The following is a 19,952-nucleotide window of genomic DNA, read 5'->3' on the forward strand; positions in this document are numbered from 1 at the left end:
TTAAGGCATTATGAAAACGATTAAGCAAATACACCACAGCATGCTGCCATTACCAGATGGTACTCAATTAGCTTACCGTGCATGGTTGCCGGATGACGCCGAAGACAATCCAGTACCTGCCATTTTAGAGTTCCTGCCTTATCGAAAAAACGACGGCACAGTCATACGAGATGAAATAACCATGGCGCAAACAGCCAAGCAAGGTTATGCCTGCATTCGTGTTGATTTACGCGGCTGTGGGGAGTCTGAAGGCCTCTTTGATGATGAATACTCACAACAAGAACTAAACGACGGCGTTGATGTTATTGCTTGGATTGCTGATCAAACTTGGTGTAATGGCAATGTTGGTATGGTGGGAATCTCATGGGGTGGCTTTAATTCACTTCAAATCGCCGCTCTAAGTCCACCAGCCTTAAAAAGTATTATTACAATTTGCTCTTCTGACGATCGTTATAATGAAGATGTTCATTATATGGGGGGCTGCCTACTTAATGACAACCTTGATTGGGCCGCCTTCTTTTGGGCCTACGCCCAAGGAAGAGCACCAGATAAAAAGCTGGTTGGTGAAAGTTGGTTTGATACTTGGTTAGCGCGCTTACAGGACATGCCATTTTTAGCTAAACCATGGTTAAGCCATCAAACTCGTGATGACTATTGGAAACATGGCTCTATTTGTGAGAACTATAGCGACATCAAAATCCCTGTTTATGCGATAGGTGGTTGGGCGGACAACTACCGAGACACCGTGTTTCGCTTATTGGAAAACCTTGAAGTGCCAACCCGTGGCCTGATAGGACCCTGGGCTCATAAATACCCAAACATCGCTTATCCTAACCCTAAAATAGATTATGTTTCAGAGTCTGTACGATGGTGGGATCGCTGGTTAAAAGGGATTGAAAACGGCATTGATGACGAACCAGTGTTGAACTACTACTTACAAGATAGCGTGCCAGCCAAAGTTGATTATGAACATCGCCCAGGACAATGGATCTCTGAGCCAAGCTGGCCTTCACCTCGCACTAAAAACAAACGCTTTTACCCTAATAGCGGCAGATTAGCGACCGAGCACCAACCAGAAGCACTAGAGCAAAGCATTTGTTCACCGCAATCGTTAGGACTTGAAGGCGGGCGCTTGTGTGTGGGAATTCGTTTAGATATGGAACAACCTGCTGAGCAAAGTCCAGATGATGCTGGCTCATTATGTTTCGACACCTTACCATTAGACGAAGACTTTGCAATTACTGGTAAAGTGATAGCAAATTTAGCTTTAAGCTCTAACACACCAACAGCCAATTTGGTTGTACGCATCTGTGATGTTTCACCAGATAACCAAGCAACACGAATCAGTATTGGTGTGCTAAATCTAACTCATCGAAACAGTCATGAAGAGGTCTGCCCATTAGTACCTGATGAGCGCTATAAAATCTCTTTACCGCTTAAAAATATTGCCTACAAAGTCCCTAAAGGTCATCGAATAAGAATCGCGATATCTACAGCCTACTGGCCACTTATTTGGCCTTCTCCGGATAAAGCGACCATCACAATAGACGCTTCAAAAAGCTATATAGACGTACCGTACCGAGACAACATTTTTACCGAACAAGAACCACCTTACTACGACACACCAGTATCTTATGACGGTTCATCTATGCGGCTATCAGACAGCCAACGCTTTGTGAAAAAGAACTACAAAACAGGCTTAGTGACTTTAGAAACCCATGACGACTTTGGTCGACAGCACTTAAATTCCTGCGATACTGAAATTGATATGAAGATGAGTCAGTGGCAAAACATTCACCCTGATGATCCGCTCAGTGCTGAATCAAAGCTACAATTTGAATTACAAATGGGGCGTGAAGGCTGGTGGACAAGTTTACAAGGAGAATATCACATGCAATGTGACGATAAATATTTTTACGTCAATTGCACATGGAAAGCATTCCGTGATGGAGAGCAGGTGTTCAGTAAAGAGTTTAAAGAAAACATTAAAAGAATCGGCGTATAGTCGAATATCACTCAGAGGAATATAGACATGTTTAAATCACTAAGGCCATTAGTGTTTTTCCCTACTTTTCTGGTATTAGTAGGAGCCCTCATTTTCAGTTTGGTAGATTTAGAGCTGTTTACGGCTTATACCAAATTTGCCAATAACTTTGTGCTATCTCACTTTTCTTGGTTGTTCAGTTTAGGTAGCTTTTATTTATTAGTACTCATAGTTATTACGTACTTCTCCAAACTCGGCGATATCCGAATTGGTGGTGATAACGCCACTCCTAAAGTCAGTAAAGCACGCTGGTTTATGATTGTACTATGTACCACTTTAGCTGTCGGTGTATTGTTTTGGACAACAGCGGAGCCTTTATACCACCTACATTCGGCACCAGAAAGCTGGGGGATCGAGCCAAATAGTGCAGACGCTGTACTGTTTTCTTTCTCTGCCATGTTTTTACATTGGGGACCGACGCCTTATTCCATTTATGCTGTTCCGGCTCTGATTTTTGCTTTAGCCTTCCACAACCTAAAAATGCCATATTCAATTAGCAGCTTATTGCGACCTGTATTCGGCAAGTATGTTACTGGCAAAATGGGCGACATCATTGACGCTTTGGCTTTGTACTCTTTAGTACTTGGCATGTCATCCTCTTTAGGGACAGGCGCTTTAACCTTGCTAGGCGGAATGAATCAATTTATCGACATAGATAAAAATGCTCTTACTCTTGGCATTGTTATTGGTGTCGTTGTCATTACTTTTGTCTTATCTGCCACTCGTGGATTAATCAAAGGAATCGCTCAATTTTCCGCAGTAAACTTTTGGCTGTTAATTGCATTGTTTGTGTTTACATTCATCTTTGGCCCAACTCTGTACATTTTAGGTATTGGTGTTGAAGGGGCCGGCGCTTTCTTGCAAAACTTTTTCCGCTTAAGCCTGTTCACTGGACAAGCAGCCAATGACCCTTGGCCACAATGGTGGAGTGTATTCTACTGGGCTGTGTGGTTTGCTTGGGCGCCAATTACTGCAATGTTTTTAGGTAAAATTGCTCGTGGCTACACTGTGCGTGAGTTCATTACTGTCAATGTTGTCTACCCTAGCTTATTTATTTTGCTATGGATCTCTGTCTTCGCTGGCACAGCCATTTACATGGATCAAACAAGCAACGGCGCTCTATATGCTGTATTGAATGATGGAGGTATCGAAAACCTTCTATATCATATATTCGGTGAACTTCCGATCGGCGCTATTACATCGCTTATATTGGTTTTCATTGCGTTTATATCTTATGTAACCGCAGCCGATTCAAGTACAGATGCTATTGGAGACTTGTGTGTAAAAGGCTTCGACGCAAACTCAAATGAAGGGACAGGGCTACCAATAAAAATTCTATGGGGAACGATCATAGGTTTAGTGGCTTGGATAATGGTCAGTACTGTTGGTATTAGTGGGGTGAAATCTTTGTCTAATCTTGGAGGCTTGCCGGCAACACTCATTATTTTGGCTTGTAGTTTTACCTTAGTAAAATGGATCAAGAATCCATCACACTTAAATTAAGTTTTGCCCATTCATACTTATAAAACAACCAAAGCGTCTGATGTAATACATCCGGCGCTTTGCTTTTTTAAAGGGCCAATCACTCACTACCTATAACCTGATGATTACGTTCAATCCAACATGAAAGTAACAGGGCCGTCATTGGTAAAAGAGACTTTCATGTCAGCTCCAAACTGCCCTGTTTCTACTTTGCTGTATTGTGCTCGTACTTTTTCTACAAAGTCATTAAAGAGACGTTCGCCTTCCGCTGGAATGGCTGCTGTTGAGAACCCTGGACGCAAGCCTTTTTTGGTTTCTGCCGCTAAGGTGAATTGCGACACCAATAAAACACCGCCATTCACTTGCTGAACGTTCAGGTTCATTTTCCCTTCTTCGTCACCAAACATTCGATACTTAAGAAGTTTATCTGCCAAGCGCTGTGTATCCACTTCCGTATCGCCTTTTTCTATACCGACCAAAACCAGTTGCCCGTGATCGATAGCGCCAATGGTTTCACCCTCTACAACCACACTGGCGCTTAATGCTCTTTGTATTAGAACCTTCATAACGGCCTCTTTTTAAATCAAACCTGCTTGCTACATTTCACTTTATCAAATGCCAGAAAAAAACAAAAGCGCCCGAAGGCGCTTCTGTCGCTCCTGAGTTTATTTGCATAAACTCATTTGCTGCTGCTCTTTAAAAGCGACTCGACCAGTCGCTTTAGTGAAGCTCTTACTTACGACCAGCGCGTTTACGCTCGTTTTCAGTCAATAGCTTCTTACGAATACGGATGCTTTCTGGCGTTACTTCTACCAATTCATCGTCTTCGATAAACTCAAGCGCTTGCTCAAGTGTATGCTTGATTGGCGGCGTCAAAGTTAACGCTTCATCTGTACCAGATGCACGCACGTTAGTCAGCTGCTTACCTTTAATAGGGTTAATTGCCAAGTCATTGTCACGAGAGTGAATACCGATGATTTGACCTTCGTAAACTTCAACAGCATGACCTAGGAACATACGGCCACGGCTCTGCAAGTTGAACAAAGCGTAAGCGGCTGTTTTACCAGACAACATACTTACCAACACACCATTCTTACGGCTTTGTACTTCACCGTCTTTCACTGGTCCGTAATGGTCAAATACACTGGTCAAAATACCTGAACCAGACGTCAATGTTAGGAACAAACCACGGAAGCCGATCAAACCACGAGAAGGCATCATGAATTCAAGGCGAATACGGCCTTTACCATCTGGTTCCATGTTAGTTAGTTCGCCTTTACGAAGACCAACTTCTTCCATGATCGCGCCTTGATGCTGTTCTTCAACATCAATAACCACAACTTCAAATGGTTCGCATTTTACGCCATCAATTTCTTTTGTTACTACTTCAGGACGAGATACACCCATCTCGAAGCCTTCACGACGCATTGTTTCGATCAATACAGAAAGGTGTAATTCACCACGACCAGAAACGATAAATTTATCTGGCGTATCACCTTGTTTAACTCGCAATGCTACGTTGTGGATAAGCTCTTGATCCAAACGATCTTTAATATTACGAGAAGTAACGAACTTACCTTCTTTACCAGCAAACGGAGAGTTGTTAACGATAAAGTTCATGCTTACCGTTGGCTCATCTACACTCAATGCAGGCAAAGCTTCAACACAATCAGGATCACACAAAGTATCAGAGATACTTAGTTTATCGATACCGTTGATACAAACGATGTCACCTGCTGTTGCAAGATCTGTATCGATACGATCAAGACCAAGGTAGCCTTTCACGTTAAGTACTTTACCTTTACGCTCAGAACCGTCTGCAGACTTGATAACAACCTGCTGGTTTGGAGACAAGCTACCACGAGTGATACGACCTACACCGATTACACCAACATAGCTGTCGTAATCCAATGCAGAAACCTGCATTTGGAAAGAACCAGCTGGATCAACATCTGGAGCAGGAACACTGTCTACAATCATTTGATACAGAGGCGTCATGTCTTCTGCCATTTCTTCTGGATCAGTACCAGCGATACCATTGATTGCAGAAGCATAAATAACAGGGAAATCTAGCTGATCTTCCGTTGCACCAAGGCTGTCGAACAAATCAAATACTTGATCCATAACCCAATCAGGGCGAGCACCAGGACGGTCAATTTTGTTGATAACAACAATAGGACGCAAACCTTGCTCAAATGCTTTTGATGTTACAAAACGTGTTTGCGGCATTGGACCATCAACGGCATCAACCAATAGACATACACAGTCAACCATCGAAAGTACACGTTCTACTTCACCACCGAAGTCGGCGTGCCCAGGTGTGTCTACGATATTAATACGGTAGTCGTTCCATTTGATGGCTGTGTTTTTCGCCAAAATGGTAATACCACGTTCTTTTTCTTGATCGTTAGAGTCCATGATTCGCTCGGAACCTTCGTCTTTACGATCCAAGGTGCCAGACTGGCTTAACAATTTATCAACTAGGGTAGTCTTACCATGGTCAACGTGCGCAATAATGGCTATATTGCGTAACTTACTAATATCATTAGACATTTATAATTCTCTGCATTTGATTTGAGCAAAAAGATATACCGCCGCTTGACTCGGGCGGGTATGCTCTTCAAGCGTCTCGGATCTTGGTGCGGGGTAAAATTCGCGCAATTGTACCCTTATATTGATAAATATCCCATTAAAGTGAGTAAAAAAATCCACAAAAATAGACCAATCGAGTAATAAACTGCGCTGAATTCAAAACAGTAGCATTCATTTACTACAAAAATGCTACGACTTTTCATTTCTTAATTAAGGTAAATAAACACCAACATTCTCATGGCCTTTACCTAATAAGTAAGAGGCATGCATTCGGCTCATCACGCCTTTACCGCAATAAAGTAAATGAGTGACGTCTTTTTCCATTTCAGCCCAATTAGAATCGAGAGCAAAAAATGGAATAACTTTGACTGGACGTCCACTTACTTTCAATGGGCGATGACTTGCTTCATCTGGATGACGAATATCAATAATCACTTCATCACCAACAGGCATTCTCACCACTGGCACTTCACCTTGATATTGCTTCGCTACGTCATCCATCACGTTTTGGATAGACATAATCTTCGCATTCGCAACGGCTTGCTCAAGCACATCAAAATCAAAGTTAGATTCTTGTTTTTCAACACGGTGCATCTTTGCTCGTGTCGTCGGTTTTACCGAAATAACACCACAGAACTCAGGCATACTCGCCGCAAAGGGCGCCGTACCAATATCAATGGCTTTATCGATAATTTCTTGTTTGTTCATTGTCACCAAAGGACGTAGCACCAGCTCTTCAGTAACTTGATCAATCACTTTCAAATTCATCAATGTTTGACTTGATACCTGAGCAACGCTTTCTCCCGTCACCAAGGCTTTAGCGCCGACCTCTTCCATTACTTGAGAAGCCGCACGTAACATCATACGCTTTAAGATAACGCCCATTTCGGCATTATCGACTTTGGTTAAAATCTCACCCACAACCGCTTCAAATGGAACCGTAATGAATTTTACGTTCAATGAAGAACCGTATTTCTCCCAAATATAATGAGAAACCTGCTTCACACCAATTTCGTGGGCATCACCACCAAGATTAAAAAAGCAAAAATGCGTTTTTAATCCACGACTCATCGTTAGATAAGAGCTCACGGTAGAGTCATAACCGCCAGACATAAGAGACAAAACCGGATCTTGTGAACCAAGAGGATAACCACCTAAACCTTCCACTCGCTGTTCGATCATCCAAACTCTGTCGTCACGAATATCGATAGGTACCAAGACTTCTGGATTTTTCAAACGAACGGCCAGCGCGCCAGAGCGTGCTTTTAAACAACCACCAATATGGCGTTCAGCTTCAACCGAGGTGAAATCGTGATGTTTACCAACACGCTTCACGCGTACCGCGAAAACGGCATCCTTAAGAACGTCGCCATAAGACACAAGCGCTTCATCAACAATGCCATCTAAATCAACAAGTGGAAATTCACGTACAAACTGGAAGTGAGCAATACCGGCTATGTTAGATAAAGCTTCTGTAAATTCTTCACGTAAATCATCGCGCTCAGAAAATATTTCAATAAAATCCCAATTACCGGCAACGGTAACATCGGCATCGTATTTTTTTAGAACCAACTTAACGTTATGTCTGAGTTGCTTGATGAAGGACTTTCTTACAGGGCGACTTTTGATCGTGATTTCTGCAAAGAATTTAACAATAAATTTCATAGGAGTTGCGATATATACCGGAGGTTAGAAAGGCGCACAGTATAAAGAAAAGACAATCGATACGAAAACACTAAATTTGCACCAAAACAAAACAAATTCACAAAAAAATGAACCATAAAAGTGCAAAAGTTATATTTAGAGCGCTATTTATGTTCACTAACCAAGCGGAAATAATATTTATTGGGTCTAAATTATTGTTATAGATAGAATTATTCGATCGCACAAATTTCTGGCACAAGTTGTGCTTTCTATTCTGCAAATGGCGCTTTATATTGAAGCACTTTTAAATAGAAAGTAATTTCGCTTTAACTACGACTGGAGAACAACTATGTCAAACAAGACCCTTGCCTTGATTGCTGAGCATGACGCGAAGTGGGTTGACCTTCGCTTTACCGATTTTAAAGGTAAAGAGCAACACGTATCTATTCCAGCTATTACGGTAGACGAAGAGTTTTTTGAGACTGGTCAGATGTTTGATGGTTCATCCATCGCTGGCTGGAAAGGCATCAACGAATCCGACATGATCATGATGCCTCAGGACGATACAGCTATTATCGATCCTTTCACTGAAGAAGCGACTGTTATTGTTCGTTGTAACATTATCGAACCTTCTACTATGCAAGGTTACGATCGCGATCCTCGTTCTGTTGCTTTACGTGCAGAAGAATTCCTTAAATCTACAGGCCTTGGTGACACTGCATTCTTCGGTCCTGAGCCAGAATTCTTCGTATTTGACGATGTTAAGTGGAAAACTGACATGTCAGGTTCTTGTGTTGAAATCAACGCAGAAGAAGCTGCTTGGGCTTCAAACAAGAAATTTGAAGGCGGCAACATGGGCCACCGTCCAACTGTTAAAGGCGGTTACTTCCCAGTACCACCAGTTGACTCTCACCATGACCTTCGTGCTGCAATGTGTGGCGCAATGGAATCTATGGGCTTGGAAATCGAAGTTCATCACCATGAAGTAGCAACTGCTGGTCAAAACGAAATCGGCGCTAAATTTAACACACTAGTTAAAAAAGCAGACGAAGTTCAAATCCTTAAGTACTGTGTACACAATGTTGCTCACGCTTACGGCAAAACAGCGACATTCATGCCAAAACCAATCGTTGGCGATAACGGTTCTGGTATGCACGTTCACCAATCTTTCTGGAAAGATGGCGTTAACCAATTTGCTGGTGACCAATACGCTGGTCTATCTGAAACAGCTCTTTACTACATCGGTGGTATCATCAAGCACGCTAAAGCGTTGAACGCATTCACAAACGCTTCAACTAACTCTTACAAGCGTCTTGTTCCAGGTTTTGAAGCACCAGTTATGCTAGCTTACTCAGCTCGTAACCGTTCTGCTTCTATCCGTATTCCTTACGTTGCAAGCCCTAAAGGCAAGCGTATCGAAGCTCGTTTCCCTGATCCAACTGCTAACCCATACCTAGCTTTCGCAGCTATGTTGATGGCTGGCCTTGACGGTATCAAAAACAAGATTCACCCTGGCGATGCAGCAGACAAAGATTTGTACGATCTTCCAGCTGAAGAAGCAGCAGCTATCCCACAAGTTGCTGGCAGCCTAGAAGAAGCGCTTAAGTGCCTAAGCGAAGACCGTGAGTTCTTGACTCAAGGCGGTGTATTCTCTGACGACATGATCGATGCTTACATCGACCTTAAAGCAGGTGAAGCTCAACGCGTTGCAATGACAACAACTCCTCTTGAGTTCGAACTTTACTACAGCGTTTAATCTTTAAAACTGCTCAGTAAACACGAAAGCCTCGATTTAGATCGAGGCTTTTTTTTGCACTTAAAAAATGCACACCACATAACGCACCACAATTGTGCGTATTATTTTTTGTTTAAAACAGATACCTTATATATATAAGCCATTTCAAAGTGCCCAATGTTGGTTCGCTTTTTGCACATAGTGAATGGTCAATAAAGAGGCTTTGTTTTGTATAGTTTATTAATCGATCATCTATCTACCGCTATTATTCAAGTGAATAATAAATTAGAGATAGAATACTTAAATCCTGCTGCAGAAATGCTGCTCGCGGTTAGCCGTCGCCGAATTTATGGTAACGACTTAAGCTCTGCTTTTCGTGAAAACGAGAACAGTATCAGTGCCTTATATTCTGCTATTGAGACAGGTCATGCCTTTACGAAACGTGAAGCAGAAATTGAGCGAGTAAATTCAAAAAAGCTTTTCTGCGATTACACTGTGACGCCAATTATGGGGTCATCAAACGCAACAGAAAGCCTCATTATAGAACTCTACCCTCGCGATAGAATGAAGCGAATTTCCCAAGAAGACGAAATTATTGCGAACCACGAAAGCAGCAAAGAATTAGTTCGTGGACTTGCCCATGAAATTAAAAACCCATTAGGTGGAATTCGTGGTGCTGCACAATTAATTAGCCGTGCATTTACTGACGAAGCTTTAAATGACTACACCCAAGTCATTATTGAAGAATCCGATCGTCTACGAGACCTTGTTGATCGTTTGCTCGGCCCAAGACAAATCCCTAAAAACAAGCCATTAAATATTCACAAAGTGCTTGAGCGTGTTCGACAACTGATTTCCGTTGAAACGGACAATAAAATCAAATTGATTCGAGATTATGACCCAAGTATTCCAGATTTAATCGGCGACGAATCTCAGCTGATACAAGCGCTGTTGAACATTACTCGAAATGCCATGCAAGCATTGATGGAAGATCAAGACAGCCAGCAAAAGACAATTCGCATGGTCACTCGTACCTTGCGCCAATTTACTATCGGCTCAAAACGACATCGTCTAGTTTGCAAAATCAGCATTATCGACAATGGGCCAGGCATACCTGAATCCATTATGAAAACGTTATTTTATCCCATGGTTAGTGGCAGAGCTGACGGAACCGGACTGGGCTTATCTATCTCCCAATCGGTTGTTCATCAGCATCATGGCATCATCGAATGCAATAGCCACCCACAACACACCGAATTCAATATATTAATTCCCATTGAGACATCAGTCCAAGGCCAGGAGAAAAACACATGACACAAGATGAAACTGTATGGATTGTTGACGATGATCGCTCTATTCGCTGGGTATTGGAAAAGACTCTAGAACAAGAAGGCATCCAATGTCGTTTGTTTGACTCGGCTGAAAACCTCGTCAACATGATAGACAAAGAACAGCCAAGCGCCATCATCAGTGACATTCGCATGCCTGGCATGGACGGTTTAGAGCTTCTTGATAAGCTGCAAAATGACCACCCTTACTTGCCTGTTATTATCATGACAGCTCACTCAGACCTTGAAAGTGCCGTCGCATCTTATCAAGGTGGTGCATTTGAATATTTACCAAAACCATTTGATGTGGAAGAAGCGGTAAGCCTTGTAAAACGCGCCATGCTGCACCACAAAAATTCACGCCCTAGTACGGACGATATGCCAGAGGAAGAAGCCGTTCCTCAAGTAGACAAAGAGATCATTGGTGAAGCACCGGCTATGCAAGAGGTCTTCCGTGCTATTGGGCGACTTGCTAATTCCAATATCACCGTCTTAATCAATGGTGAATCTGGCACAGGTAAAGAGTTGGTTGCTCAAGCACTCCACACTCACAGCCCTCGTTCAGCAAACCCTTTCATCGCCTTGAACATGGCAGCCATTCCGCACGATTTAATCGAGTCCGAGTTATTTGGTCATGAAAAAGGCGCATTTACTGGCGCAAACACACAGCGTCGCGGACGCTTTGAACAAGCAAATGGCGGCACCCTGTTCCTAGATGAAATTGGTGATATGCCAGCGGAAACACAAACTCGTTTGTTACGAGTTTTGGCCGATGGGGAGTTTTATCGCGTTGGCGGTCACACACCTGTAAAAGTAGATGTGCGAATTATTGCGGCGACTCACCAAAACCTAGAAACCTTGGTGCAAAAAGGTTCGTTCCGTGAAGATTTATTCCACCGTTTAAACGTAATTCGCATTCATTTGCCTAAGCTTGCTGAACGCCGCGAAGACATTCCTAAGCTTGCCCGTCATTTCTTGAGCCGTGCCGCAGAAGAGTTATCTGTTGAGCCAAAAATACTCACTAAAGAAACAGAAAACTACCTTACTCAGCTCGATTGGCCAGGTAACGTTCGTCAATTAGAGAACACCTGTCGCTGGTTAATTGTGATGGCATCTGGCCGAGAAGTGCTCGTTGAAGATTTACCACCAGAGTTGCTGACTTCTGTTCCTCAAGAACAACCTTTTGCTTCTTGGGAAGATGCGCTTAAGAACTGGGTAGACAGCACGCTAGCAACAGGCCAAAAAGGCATTCTTGATCAAGCTGTCCCTAAGTTTGAACGCATCATGATAGAAACCGCTTTGGCGCATACTGGCGGTCGTCGTCGTGATGCTTCCCTTCTATTAGGTTGGGGACGAAATACGCTTACCAGAAAGATCAAAGAGTTGAATATTGATCACGCAGAGCAAGACGAAGATTAATCACCTCCCATAAAGATGAGATAGCATAGACAGGCTTAATACGTCATTGTCTGTGCTATCTCAATTTTCTACGCATTTTGACTTGCTTTTATACGTGCAATCCCATACTAATAAAGTCTGTTAACTGATTATTAATGAAGGGAAATGGTTATGTATCCAACACTTCAATCCATGGGCATCACAAGCATCCAGGATATTGAAAAATTCACGCTTCGCTATGAAGGCGGAAACGACGTTTTAAAAATTTACTACCGCCGCGAAAAAGGCTCTTTGCTTCCAAAAAGCAAAAAGTTCAAATTTGGCCGTTCTACAAAAACCGTACTTGCAGACGGTGGTCAACAAACTTATCGCCAAGTACAAGAACCTTCTTTAACTGTTCTACGAGCAATGGAAGAGCTAGAAAAAATTGTTGGTAGACAGCATGAAGAGAAAGCCACGAAAGAAGATCTAGTGAAAGAGCTTGAACACCTAGAAAGAGTTATGACAAACAAAATTCAAGAAATTAAGGCAAAAATTGACGCCATGTAATTTGGCTCTCTTGAAACATACATACCTAGTTTCTGCTCACATTGGCTGACCAACACAGTCAGCCAATGCCTCACTAGCTCCACTCAGCATATCCCGCTACAATTCCCGTTTTACTATTTCTTTTTGAGTATTACTTTTATGAATCTTGTTCGTTCGCCTTCTGAGCTTGCCACTATTCTCAAACAAGGTGGCGTTATCGCCTACCCAACCGAAGCGGTTTGGGGTCTAGGTTGTGACCCTTTCAATGAATCTGCCGTAAGACGAATTCTGGACCTTAAATCTCGACCAGAATACAAAGGGCTTATTCTTATTGCAGGAGCTGAACAACAACTAACACCTTGGTTAAATACCTTAGAACCCAAGGTTGCCGATCGATTGATTAGTATTAACGAAACACCTACTTCTTGGGTTGTGCCAGACACAAGCATCACTCCAAGTTGGGTCAGAGGGGAACACCAAAGCGTCGCTATTCGTTTGTCTCAACACAAGCCAGTTCAAGCACTTTGTGAAGCATTTCAAGGCGTCCTTGTATCGACATCAGCCAATCCTGCAGGATTAAATCCAGCGATGACAGCGGAAGAAGTAAGTGCTTACTTTGGTGACAAAGTCGATGCTATTTATGATGCGCCGTTAGGAGGTGCTTCCCAGCCGTCACAAGTTCGAGACATCATTTCAGACACACTTTTCAGAGCCTGACATATAAAAAACCTGTGCAAAACAACATAAGTTATTCACAGACATAAAAAAAGCGACATTTTGCTTTGTGCATAAGCAAGATGTCGCTTCGTTTATTCTATTTAGTCGAAGGCTTAGCTAAATCAGGAGCCAGTAGAATTTTAGATAAAGGAACAAGAACAACGCCATCTTGCTCTAAGCTTTCTAAACGCTTTTTAAGATAGGAAGTTGTTTCTGGATAAGGATGACCAATTGCCAACGCGCTACCATGACGTCGAGCAAGCTTTATCAAGCGAGAGAACTGCTTATCAATCGCTTGTTCAGTACGAATATTGTCTAGGAACACATCTCGTGTCACTGTTTTCAAACCATGCTGTTTCGCTATTTTTTCCGCGACACTTTTTGGACTCGTTAAACTGTCGATAAAGAAAAGCGAGCGACCTTGTAACACTTCCATTACCCACGTCATCGAGTCAGCTTTCGTGGTGAGTAAACTTCCCATATGGTTATTAACGCCCTGTATTCCAGGCAAACCATCCAGATCTTTTTTTAGTGTCGCCTTCAACTCTTCTTTTGTCATCTTTGCATATAAGCCGCCAGGCCCAAGCGCCAACTCTCGTTGGTTTTCCATAGGAGCGTGCAATAAGGTAATGCGTTGCTGCTCCTGTGAAGTAACAGCCGTTTTTTGTGCGTAAGGTGTTTCTGGCAAGATCGCGAGCGCGACTTCTTTAGGTAATGCGAGAGAAGCTTCCATACCTTGTCGGTTGTAACCTAAGTCATCAATCAAGATAGCGATAACAGCTTGCTCTGGATAAGAATCCGCCGCTTCTGTTTCAGGAGCAACAACTGGTTCTGGGGTTGAGTCTTGTGTCTTTTCTACCAATGATTTCTCATCAGTCGATTGAGTTTCAGGCAATGCATTTTTTAACGCCTCATATTTCAGCTGCTCATCCAAAAAAGGCACAAGCGCTGGCTGCCAAGGCTTGGCAGTATAAATAATGGGCTCACCAAAAAACTCCACTTCACCTTGAGACTTTTCTATTACAGGGCCAAGCGACTCAGGATGTACAAGAGTAGAGGTTTCATCATTAAATTCTGCGGCGATACAGGTAACAGAAAAAATAAAAAAAGACTCCCCGTAAACCAAGTTTTACAGGAGCTTTTTAACGCGTAGAGAGACATAAATAGTTTTAAATAAGAAATCACTGGATTTGAACTAACTTAGGCAAGGTTTTCAAAATACTAACAGCTTGAAATAACTGAAAATCCGAGTTTGCTAGCTCACCAATCTCAGGTTGAGCGTCAGCGCTGGTGCGTTCTTCACCACCAGTGCCATTGCTTAAGTGACCTTTTAGTTCCGCTTCTTTGACGAAGAACTGACCTTTTTCTACAGACAAAGTCGCCTGCGGCACAATGAGATCAGGCGTAATGCCTTGAGCTTGAATAGAGCGACCATTTGGCGTGTAGTAAAGCGCTGTCGTTAACTTTACAGCATCGCCATTTGATAGAGGAATAACCGTTTGAACGGAACCTTTACCAAAACTTTCTGTACCTAAGACCACAGCTCGATTATGGTCTTGCAAAGCGCCCGCAACAATTTCAGATGCAGAAGCAGAACCTTCATTAATCAAGACAACGACAGGAACTTTCCCTAGTAAGGTGTTCTTTTTAGTGGCCGTAAATTCACTCCTAGAAAGCTCGTGTCTGCCTTTTGTGTAGACGATTAAGCCTTCATCAACAAAAGCATCAACTATGCCCACCGCGCTTTGTAAAACACCGCCTGGATTATTACGAAGATCCAAAACAACCGCTTGAATAGGCTCCTCTTTGGTCATCGTTTTAATCGCGCTAGAAAATTCTCGGCTACTGTCACTTTGAAACTGACTGATACGAAAATACGCAATACCATTACCTAGCCATTTGCTCGACACACTTTCGTCTTCCACCAGCCTACGAGTCAACTCATAATTTTTGATTTCACCCTCACGCTCTATTGCCAATTTCACTTTCGAGCCAACATCTCCACGCATTAAGCCAACAATATCCTGCATGCTTAAATCGGAAATCAATGTGCTGTCGATTCGGACAATAACGTCACCCGGTAAGATACCCGCTTCTGCCGCAGGAGAACCGTCAATCGGAGTGATAATCGTCAAGAGGTTATCTTTCATCTCGACTTCTACACCAATGCCAGCGTAATTCCCTGATGTAAGCTCATCAAAGTCTGCCAGTTCGCTTTTGGTGAAATATTCAGAATGAGGATCAAGGCCGGACACCATGCCTTTCAATGCTTTGTGAAGTATGTCTTCATCAGAAAGGGTCTCAACGTAACCTTCGTGTATGGTTTCAAACGTCTCAACGAAAGACTGAATCTCGGCGGTAGGTAAAGTATCTTTAGCCTGAACACCAGAAGACAGAATAGGCAACAGCATCAGCGCCATGAACAGACTGGAAATTCGTTGACGCAAACTTTTGATCATATTTATACCTATTGCTGTTTATACGTTTCTAGCCAATTAAGCGGCTGCGAATTGTCGAGCACAAGTCTTGCTAAAATAGCTCATCAGACAAATGCCAAATGTATTAGATATGGAAACCGCTAACCAGACACAACCCAAGAAAGAGGCGTTAAAGGTGTTCCATTATGACGAATTGCAAAAAATAGAGCCGAATCTTGTCGTCCACCAGAACTGCCAGCCATAGCAACGACATCATTAGCGCCAACCCACTCACCAACGTCTTTCAGTAAGCTTTGGTTGTAGCCATATAGTGACATATAACCGTCACCATGATCTAAAATTAGCAGAAAACCAAAACCTCGCATCCAGTCAGAGAAAACCACTCGTCCTTGGAAAATCGCACGAACAGGTTCACCTTCTTGCGCCTTCAATGTCACACCACCCAAATTAATACTGCCATCTGAAGGCAAGCGCGTAATCTTATTCAAAGGTCGCACTAACTTTCCTCGCTGTGAAGCAAAAGGCACATCAGGGTCAGGAATTTGAACATCTGCTAACGCTTCTTCCAAGCGTTTTAACATATCTTGTAGGTTTTGCTGATCTTTCAATAGCTGCTGAGAACGTTTATCACCATTTGCTAAATCTTTATTCAATTTAGCCAATAAATTACGTCTTTCTGCTTGTTGCCCTGTCAATCTTGCTCTTTCTTCTTTTAGAGCAACTTCTTCTCTGGCTTGCTGCGCGCGATGACTGCGTATGCTTTTCTCAACGAGGTTTAAATCGCTCACCTCATTTATAAAACCATTTATCAAAGACTGACGAGCCGTGGAAAAGTACCGATTGTATTGAACCAAACGCTCTGAATCTTCCGAGTCATCCCCATTCAATAATAGCTTAATACTTTCTTCATCGCCGGAACGATAAACCGCCCTTAATTGGGCGGCTATTTGTTCGTTTTGTTGCTGAATACTCAGCTGAAGTGACCGCTGCTGAACGCGTAATTCGCTCAGCTGCGTTTCTCCTTTCTTGAGACTTTCTTGAATCGTCTGGATCTTTTTCAGCAGGTCTTGAATCTCTTTTTCTTTGCCTTCAAGTTGCTTTTCTACACTAGATCGCTCTGATTTAAGATCTTTCAGCCACGAATTCAGTTTTTGCAGATCTTTTTGCAAAGCCTGAATTTGCTGTTTTGCTTCCGCGGGCGTTTGTGGCTCACCTGCTGCCCAGCCGAAGCTGGACAACATAATCAAACACAATAAAAAGCCGCGGGCTATAACCTTCATTCTAACCTCATGAACGAGTAAGCAAGCTTACGCCTGTCATTTCAGCTGGCTGTTCAAGGCCCATCATATCCAACAATGTTGGAGCAAGGTCACACAAAGCACCTTCTTTCAAACCTAGACCAGGTGTTGGTGAAACCAATACCAAAGGCACAGGGCCGATCGTGTGAGATGTCAGCGGCTGAGAACCATCTTCACTCAACATTTGCTCTACGTTACCGTGGTCAGCCGTAATCAAACATTGGCCACCATTCACTTTTAGCGCTTCAAGGATACGACCTAGACAAGCATCAACGGCTTCTACTGCTTTAACTGCCGCTTCAAAAATACCACTGTGGCCAACCATGTCGCCATTCGCAAAGTTACAAATGATGGTGTCGTATTTGCCAGCTTCGATCACTTCAACCAATTTATCTGTCACTTCTGGAGCGCTCATTTCTGGTTGTAGGTCGTATGTCGCAACATTTGGAGATGGGATCAATTCACGCTCTTCACCTTCAAATAGAGACTCTTCGCCGCCATTAAAGAAGAAAGTAACGTGCGCGTATTTTTCTGTCTCAGCGATACGCAATTGCTTCTTATCGTTTTTCGCTAGCACTTCGCCCAAAGTGTTACTCAAGGCAACAGGTGGGAAAGCAACGTCTGCTGCAATATCAGATGCAAATTCAGTAAAGGTCACGAATGCAGACAATTTAGGGTAAACAGCACGTTCAAAACCATCAAAGCCTGCGTCTGTGAAAGAGCGTGTCAATTGACGAGCACGGTCTGGGCGGAAGTTAGCGAAGATAATTGCATCGCCATCTTCAACTGGTGCAGATTCACCAATGATGCTTGCTTTAACAAACTCATCGTTTTCATCGCGATCGTAAGCTGCTTGAATGGCTTCTTCAGCCGTTTCAGCATGGAACTCACCTTTGCCCAAAACAATCGCATCGTAAGCTGTTTGAACACGATCCCAGCGATTATCACGGTCCATTGCGTAATAACGGCCAGTTAAAGTCGCAATTTTACCTACGCCCAACTCAGCCAATTTCGCATTCAATTCCGCTGCTGGTGTTTTTGCAGAGCGAGGTGGAGTATCACGCCCGTCAGTAAAGCCATGAACATAAACCGCTTTCGCACCACGTTTAGCAGCCAATTCACACATTGCCATGATTTGTTCGTGATGGCTGTGAACACCGCCGTTAGAAAGCAAACCTAAAACATGAACCGCTTTACCCGCAGCTACGGCTTTGTCTACCGCATTAACCAAGGCTTCGTTTTCAAAAAAAGAACCGTCTTCAATCGCTTTACCAATACGAGTAAAGTTTTGATAAACAATTCGGCCTGCGCCTAGGTTCATGTGGCCAACTTCAGAGTTACCCATTTGACCTTCTGGCAAACCTACCGCCATTCCAGATGTTTTAATCAAAGAATGAGGCTTTTCGCTCCAAAGTGCGTCCCAATTAGGTGTGTTCGCTGCAGCAATAGCGTTAGATGTAGACGTTTCGCTGTAGCCCCATCCATCTAGAATAAAAAGTGCGGTTGTTTGTTTGTTCATGTAAATCTATCCCGTAAATTGATCATGATTATGGTTTGATACTACCACAGGCTTGTAATTTTGTTACAGCACACCGTGCCTATTCAGATTATTAATTTTAGTTATGATGCCTTCATTTTCGCCAATAACCAGTCACGAAAAATCATGACTTGCTCTAAATCCGCTTTGTCAGCAGGGTAAGACAAAAGGTATTCGTGAGGTGTTGTCACTTGCTCGCCAAACGGCGCGACCAGATCCCCAGTCTGTAAGCTTCTTTCAGCCAAAATACTCGGCAAAATCGCAATCCCCATACCATTTTTAGCGGCTTCTAATACCATGTGGAAATGCGCAAAAGATGCACCGGAAAACGACCCGCTTTCTAGCCCTTGCGCCACCATCCAATCAGGCCAAGCATTAATGCGTGACGATAGATGCAGAAAAGGAAACAAGGTAACGTCTTCAACATGCCATTCTTTGTGGTCTTCACCGCCGATTCTCGTTAATAACTCAGGCGAACAAACAGCAACCACTTGCTCGCGTATAAGCTGATGGGAAACAGCTCGCGGCCAATGATCACCGCCATAATGTAAAATGATATCGATATTGTCAGGGTCGATTTTCGCTGCATCATCCAGCGATTGAACTTTGACTTGAAACTGAGGGTGTTCCGCTTGAAACTCAGCAAGGCGAGGCATTAACCAATAAGAAGCTAATGTGGGCAAGGAAGAAATGGTTAACGTGATCTTCTCATCTTCTCGATGCAACATGCGCAAACATGCGCTTTCCATTCCATCAAGCAAAGGCACCACTTCTTTGTAATAAGCCGCGCCCGAACCTGTCAGCACAAGCCTCTTATTAAGCCGAATAAACAAGTCCCGCGCGAGGAACTCTTCCAAGTTACGTATTTGGCGGCTGACGGCACTTTGAGTGAGATAAAGCTCTTCGGCCGCTTTGGTAAAACTCAAATGACGAACGGAGGCTTCAAAACATTTTAAAGCCGTTGATGATGGGATATAGCGGCGCATCCAGACGTTACTCATAAAATCCAATACAGAAGACCACCACTTTATCCTATATTAACTGTATTCCCAACCGCTTAATGGCGCAGGATATGCTCGATAAAACTGGCTCAAGCTCAAAAATAAAAGCACAAATAATCGAATCTTAATTCTTCACTCGCATGCTTTTTACGAATCACATAATGCTTTTATATCTTTTGCACCACTCCACCTAACTACTTTAGAGTGGGT

The 19,952-nt window shown here is 43.1% G+C and carries 15 protein-coding genes; 7 read left to right on the forward strand and 8 right to left on the reverse strand.

Annotation, left to right across the window (positions count from 1 at the left end):
• Window positions 1–10 precede the first annotated feature (10 nt).
• Window positions 11–2,005: a CocE/NonD family hydrolase gene (locus tag AC0L46_RS06630; RefSeq protein ID WP_473506717.1), complete on the forward strand. Its 1,995-nt coding sequence runs from the start codon at window positions 11–13 to the stop codon at window positions 2,003–2,005.
• Between the two features lie 27 nt (window positions 2,006–2,032).
• Window positions 2,033–3,547 carry a BCCT family transporter gene (locus AC0L46_RS06635; RefSeq protein WP_473506719.1) on the forward strand — a complete coding sequence of 505 codons (1,515 nt, stop codon included), beginning with the start codon at window positions 2,033–2,035 and terminating at the stop codon, window positions 3,545–3,547.
• 110 nt (window positions 3,548–3,657) lie between these two features.
• Here AC0L46_RS06635 and dtd read toward each other — a convergent pair whose 3' ends face one another.
• The 3 genes from dtd to thiI form a co-directional block, all read right to left on the reverse strand.
• Window positions 3,658–4,092 (reverse strand): D-aminoacyl-tRNA deacylase, encoded by a 435-nt coding sequence (gene dtd / locus AC0L46_RS06640; protein WP_473506721.1) that lies wholly within the window; start codon window positions 4,090–4,092, stop codon window positions 3,658–3,660.
• 166 nt (window positions 4,093–4,258) lie between these two features.
• Window positions 4,259–6,079: a translational GTPase TypA gene (gene typA, locus AC0L46_RS06645; RefSeq protein ID WP_414681230.1), complete on the reverse strand. Its 1,821-nt coding sequence runs from the start codon at window positions 6,077–6,079 to the stop codon at window positions 4,259–4,261.
• A 249-nt stretch (window positions 6,080–6,328) separates the two neighbouring features.
• A complete protein-coding gene (gene thiI, locus AC0L46_RS06650; protein WP_473506723.1) occupies window positions 6,329–7,783 on the reverse strand; it encodes a tRNA uracil 4-sulfurtransferase ThiI in 1,455 nt (484 codons plus the stop codon).
• Window positions 7,784–8,111: 328 nt separating this feature from the next.
• Here thiI and glnA point away from each other — a divergent pair, with 328 nt between their 5' ends.
• The 5 genes from glnA (at window position 8,112) to tsaC (ending at window position 13,468) form a co-directional block, all read left to right on the forward strand.
• Window positions 8,112–9,518, forward strand: a complete 1,407-nt coding sequence (gene glnA, locus AC0L46_RS06655; RefSeq protein ID WP_414681228.1) for a glutamate--ammonia ligase — start codon at window positions 8,112–8,114, stop codon at window positions 9,516–9,518.
• A gap of 207 nt (window positions 9,519–9,725) precedes the next feature.
• Window positions 9,726–10,811 (forward strand): nitrogen regulation protein NR(II), encoded by a 1,086-nt coding sequence (gene glnL / locus AC0L46_RS06660; RefSeq protein ID WP_414681227.1) that lies wholly within the window; start codon window positions 9,726–9,728, stop codon window positions 10,809–10,811.
• Window positions 10,808–12,244 (forward strand): nitrogen regulation protein NR(I), encoded by a 1,437-nt coding sequence (gene ntrC / locus AC0L46_RS06665; protein WP_414681226.1) that lies wholly within the window; start codon window positions 10,808–10,810, stop codon window positions 12,242–12,244. Before glnL ends, ntrC begins: the two co-directional genes overlap by 4 nt.
• Before the next feature lie 150 nt (window positions 12,245–12,394).
• Entirely contained in the window at window positions 12,395–12,772 is a 378-nt protein-coding gene (locus AC0L46_RS06670) for a DUF3461 family protein (RefSeq protein WP_317002523.1), read from the forward strand.
• 138 nt (window positions 12,773–12,910) lie between these two features.
• Window positions 12,911–13,468 carry an L-threonylcarbamoyladenylate synthase type 1 TsaC gene (gene tsaC, locus AC0L46_RS06675; protein WP_473506726.1) on the forward strand — a complete coding sequence of 186 codons (558 nt, stop codon included), beginning with the start codon at window positions 12,911–12,913 and terminating at the stop codon, window positions 13,466–13,468.
• A gap of 97 nt (window positions 13,469–13,565) precedes the next feature.
• Here the strand turns inward: tsaC and AC0L46_RS06680 are convergent, their stop codons facing one another.
• The 5 genes from AC0L46_RS06680 to AC0L46_RS06700 form a co-directional block, all read right to left on the reverse strand.
• The gene (locus AC0L46_RS06680) at window positions 13,566–14,594 is read right to left on the reverse strand and encodes a divergent polysaccharide deacetylase family protein (protein WP_473506728.1); all 1,029 of its coding nucleotides are present in this window, start codon (window positions 14,592–14,594) and stop codon (window positions 13,566–13,568) included.
• 55 nt (window positions 14,595–14,649) lie between these two features.
• Window positions 14,650–15,927, reverse strand: coding sequence for a S41 family peptidase (locus tag AC0L46_RS06685; RefSeq protein ID WP_473506730.1), 1,278 nt, complete (start codon window positions 15,925–15,927; stop codon window positions 14,650–14,652).
• 119 nt (window positions 15,928–16,046) lie between these two features.
• Window positions 16,047–17,186, reverse strand: coding sequence for a murein hydrolase activator EnvC family protein (locus tag AC0L46_RS06690; RefSeq protein WP_473506732.1), 1,140 nt, complete (start codon window positions 17,184–17,186; stop codon window positions 16,047–16,049).
• Window positions 17,187–17,193: 7 nt separating this feature from the next.
• On the reverse strand, window positions 17,194–18,723 hold the full coding sequence (gene gpmI, locus AC0L46_RS06695) for a 2,3-bisphosphoglycerate-independent phosphoglycerate mutase (RefSeq protein ID WP_473506734.1): 1,530 nt from the start codon (window positions 18,721–18,723) through the stop codon (window positions 17,194–17,196).
• A gap of 101 nt (window positions 18,724–18,824) precedes the next feature.
• Window positions 18,825–19,742 (reverse strand): LysR substrate-binding domain-containing protein, encoded by a 918-nt coding sequence (locus tag AC0L46_RS06700; protein ID WP_414681220.1) that lies wholly within the window; start codon window positions 19,740–19,742, stop codon window positions 18,825–18,827.
• Window positions 19,743–19,952 lie beyond the last annotated feature (210 nt).

This window comes from Marinomonas sp. 15G6-16 (assembly GCF_055809555.1).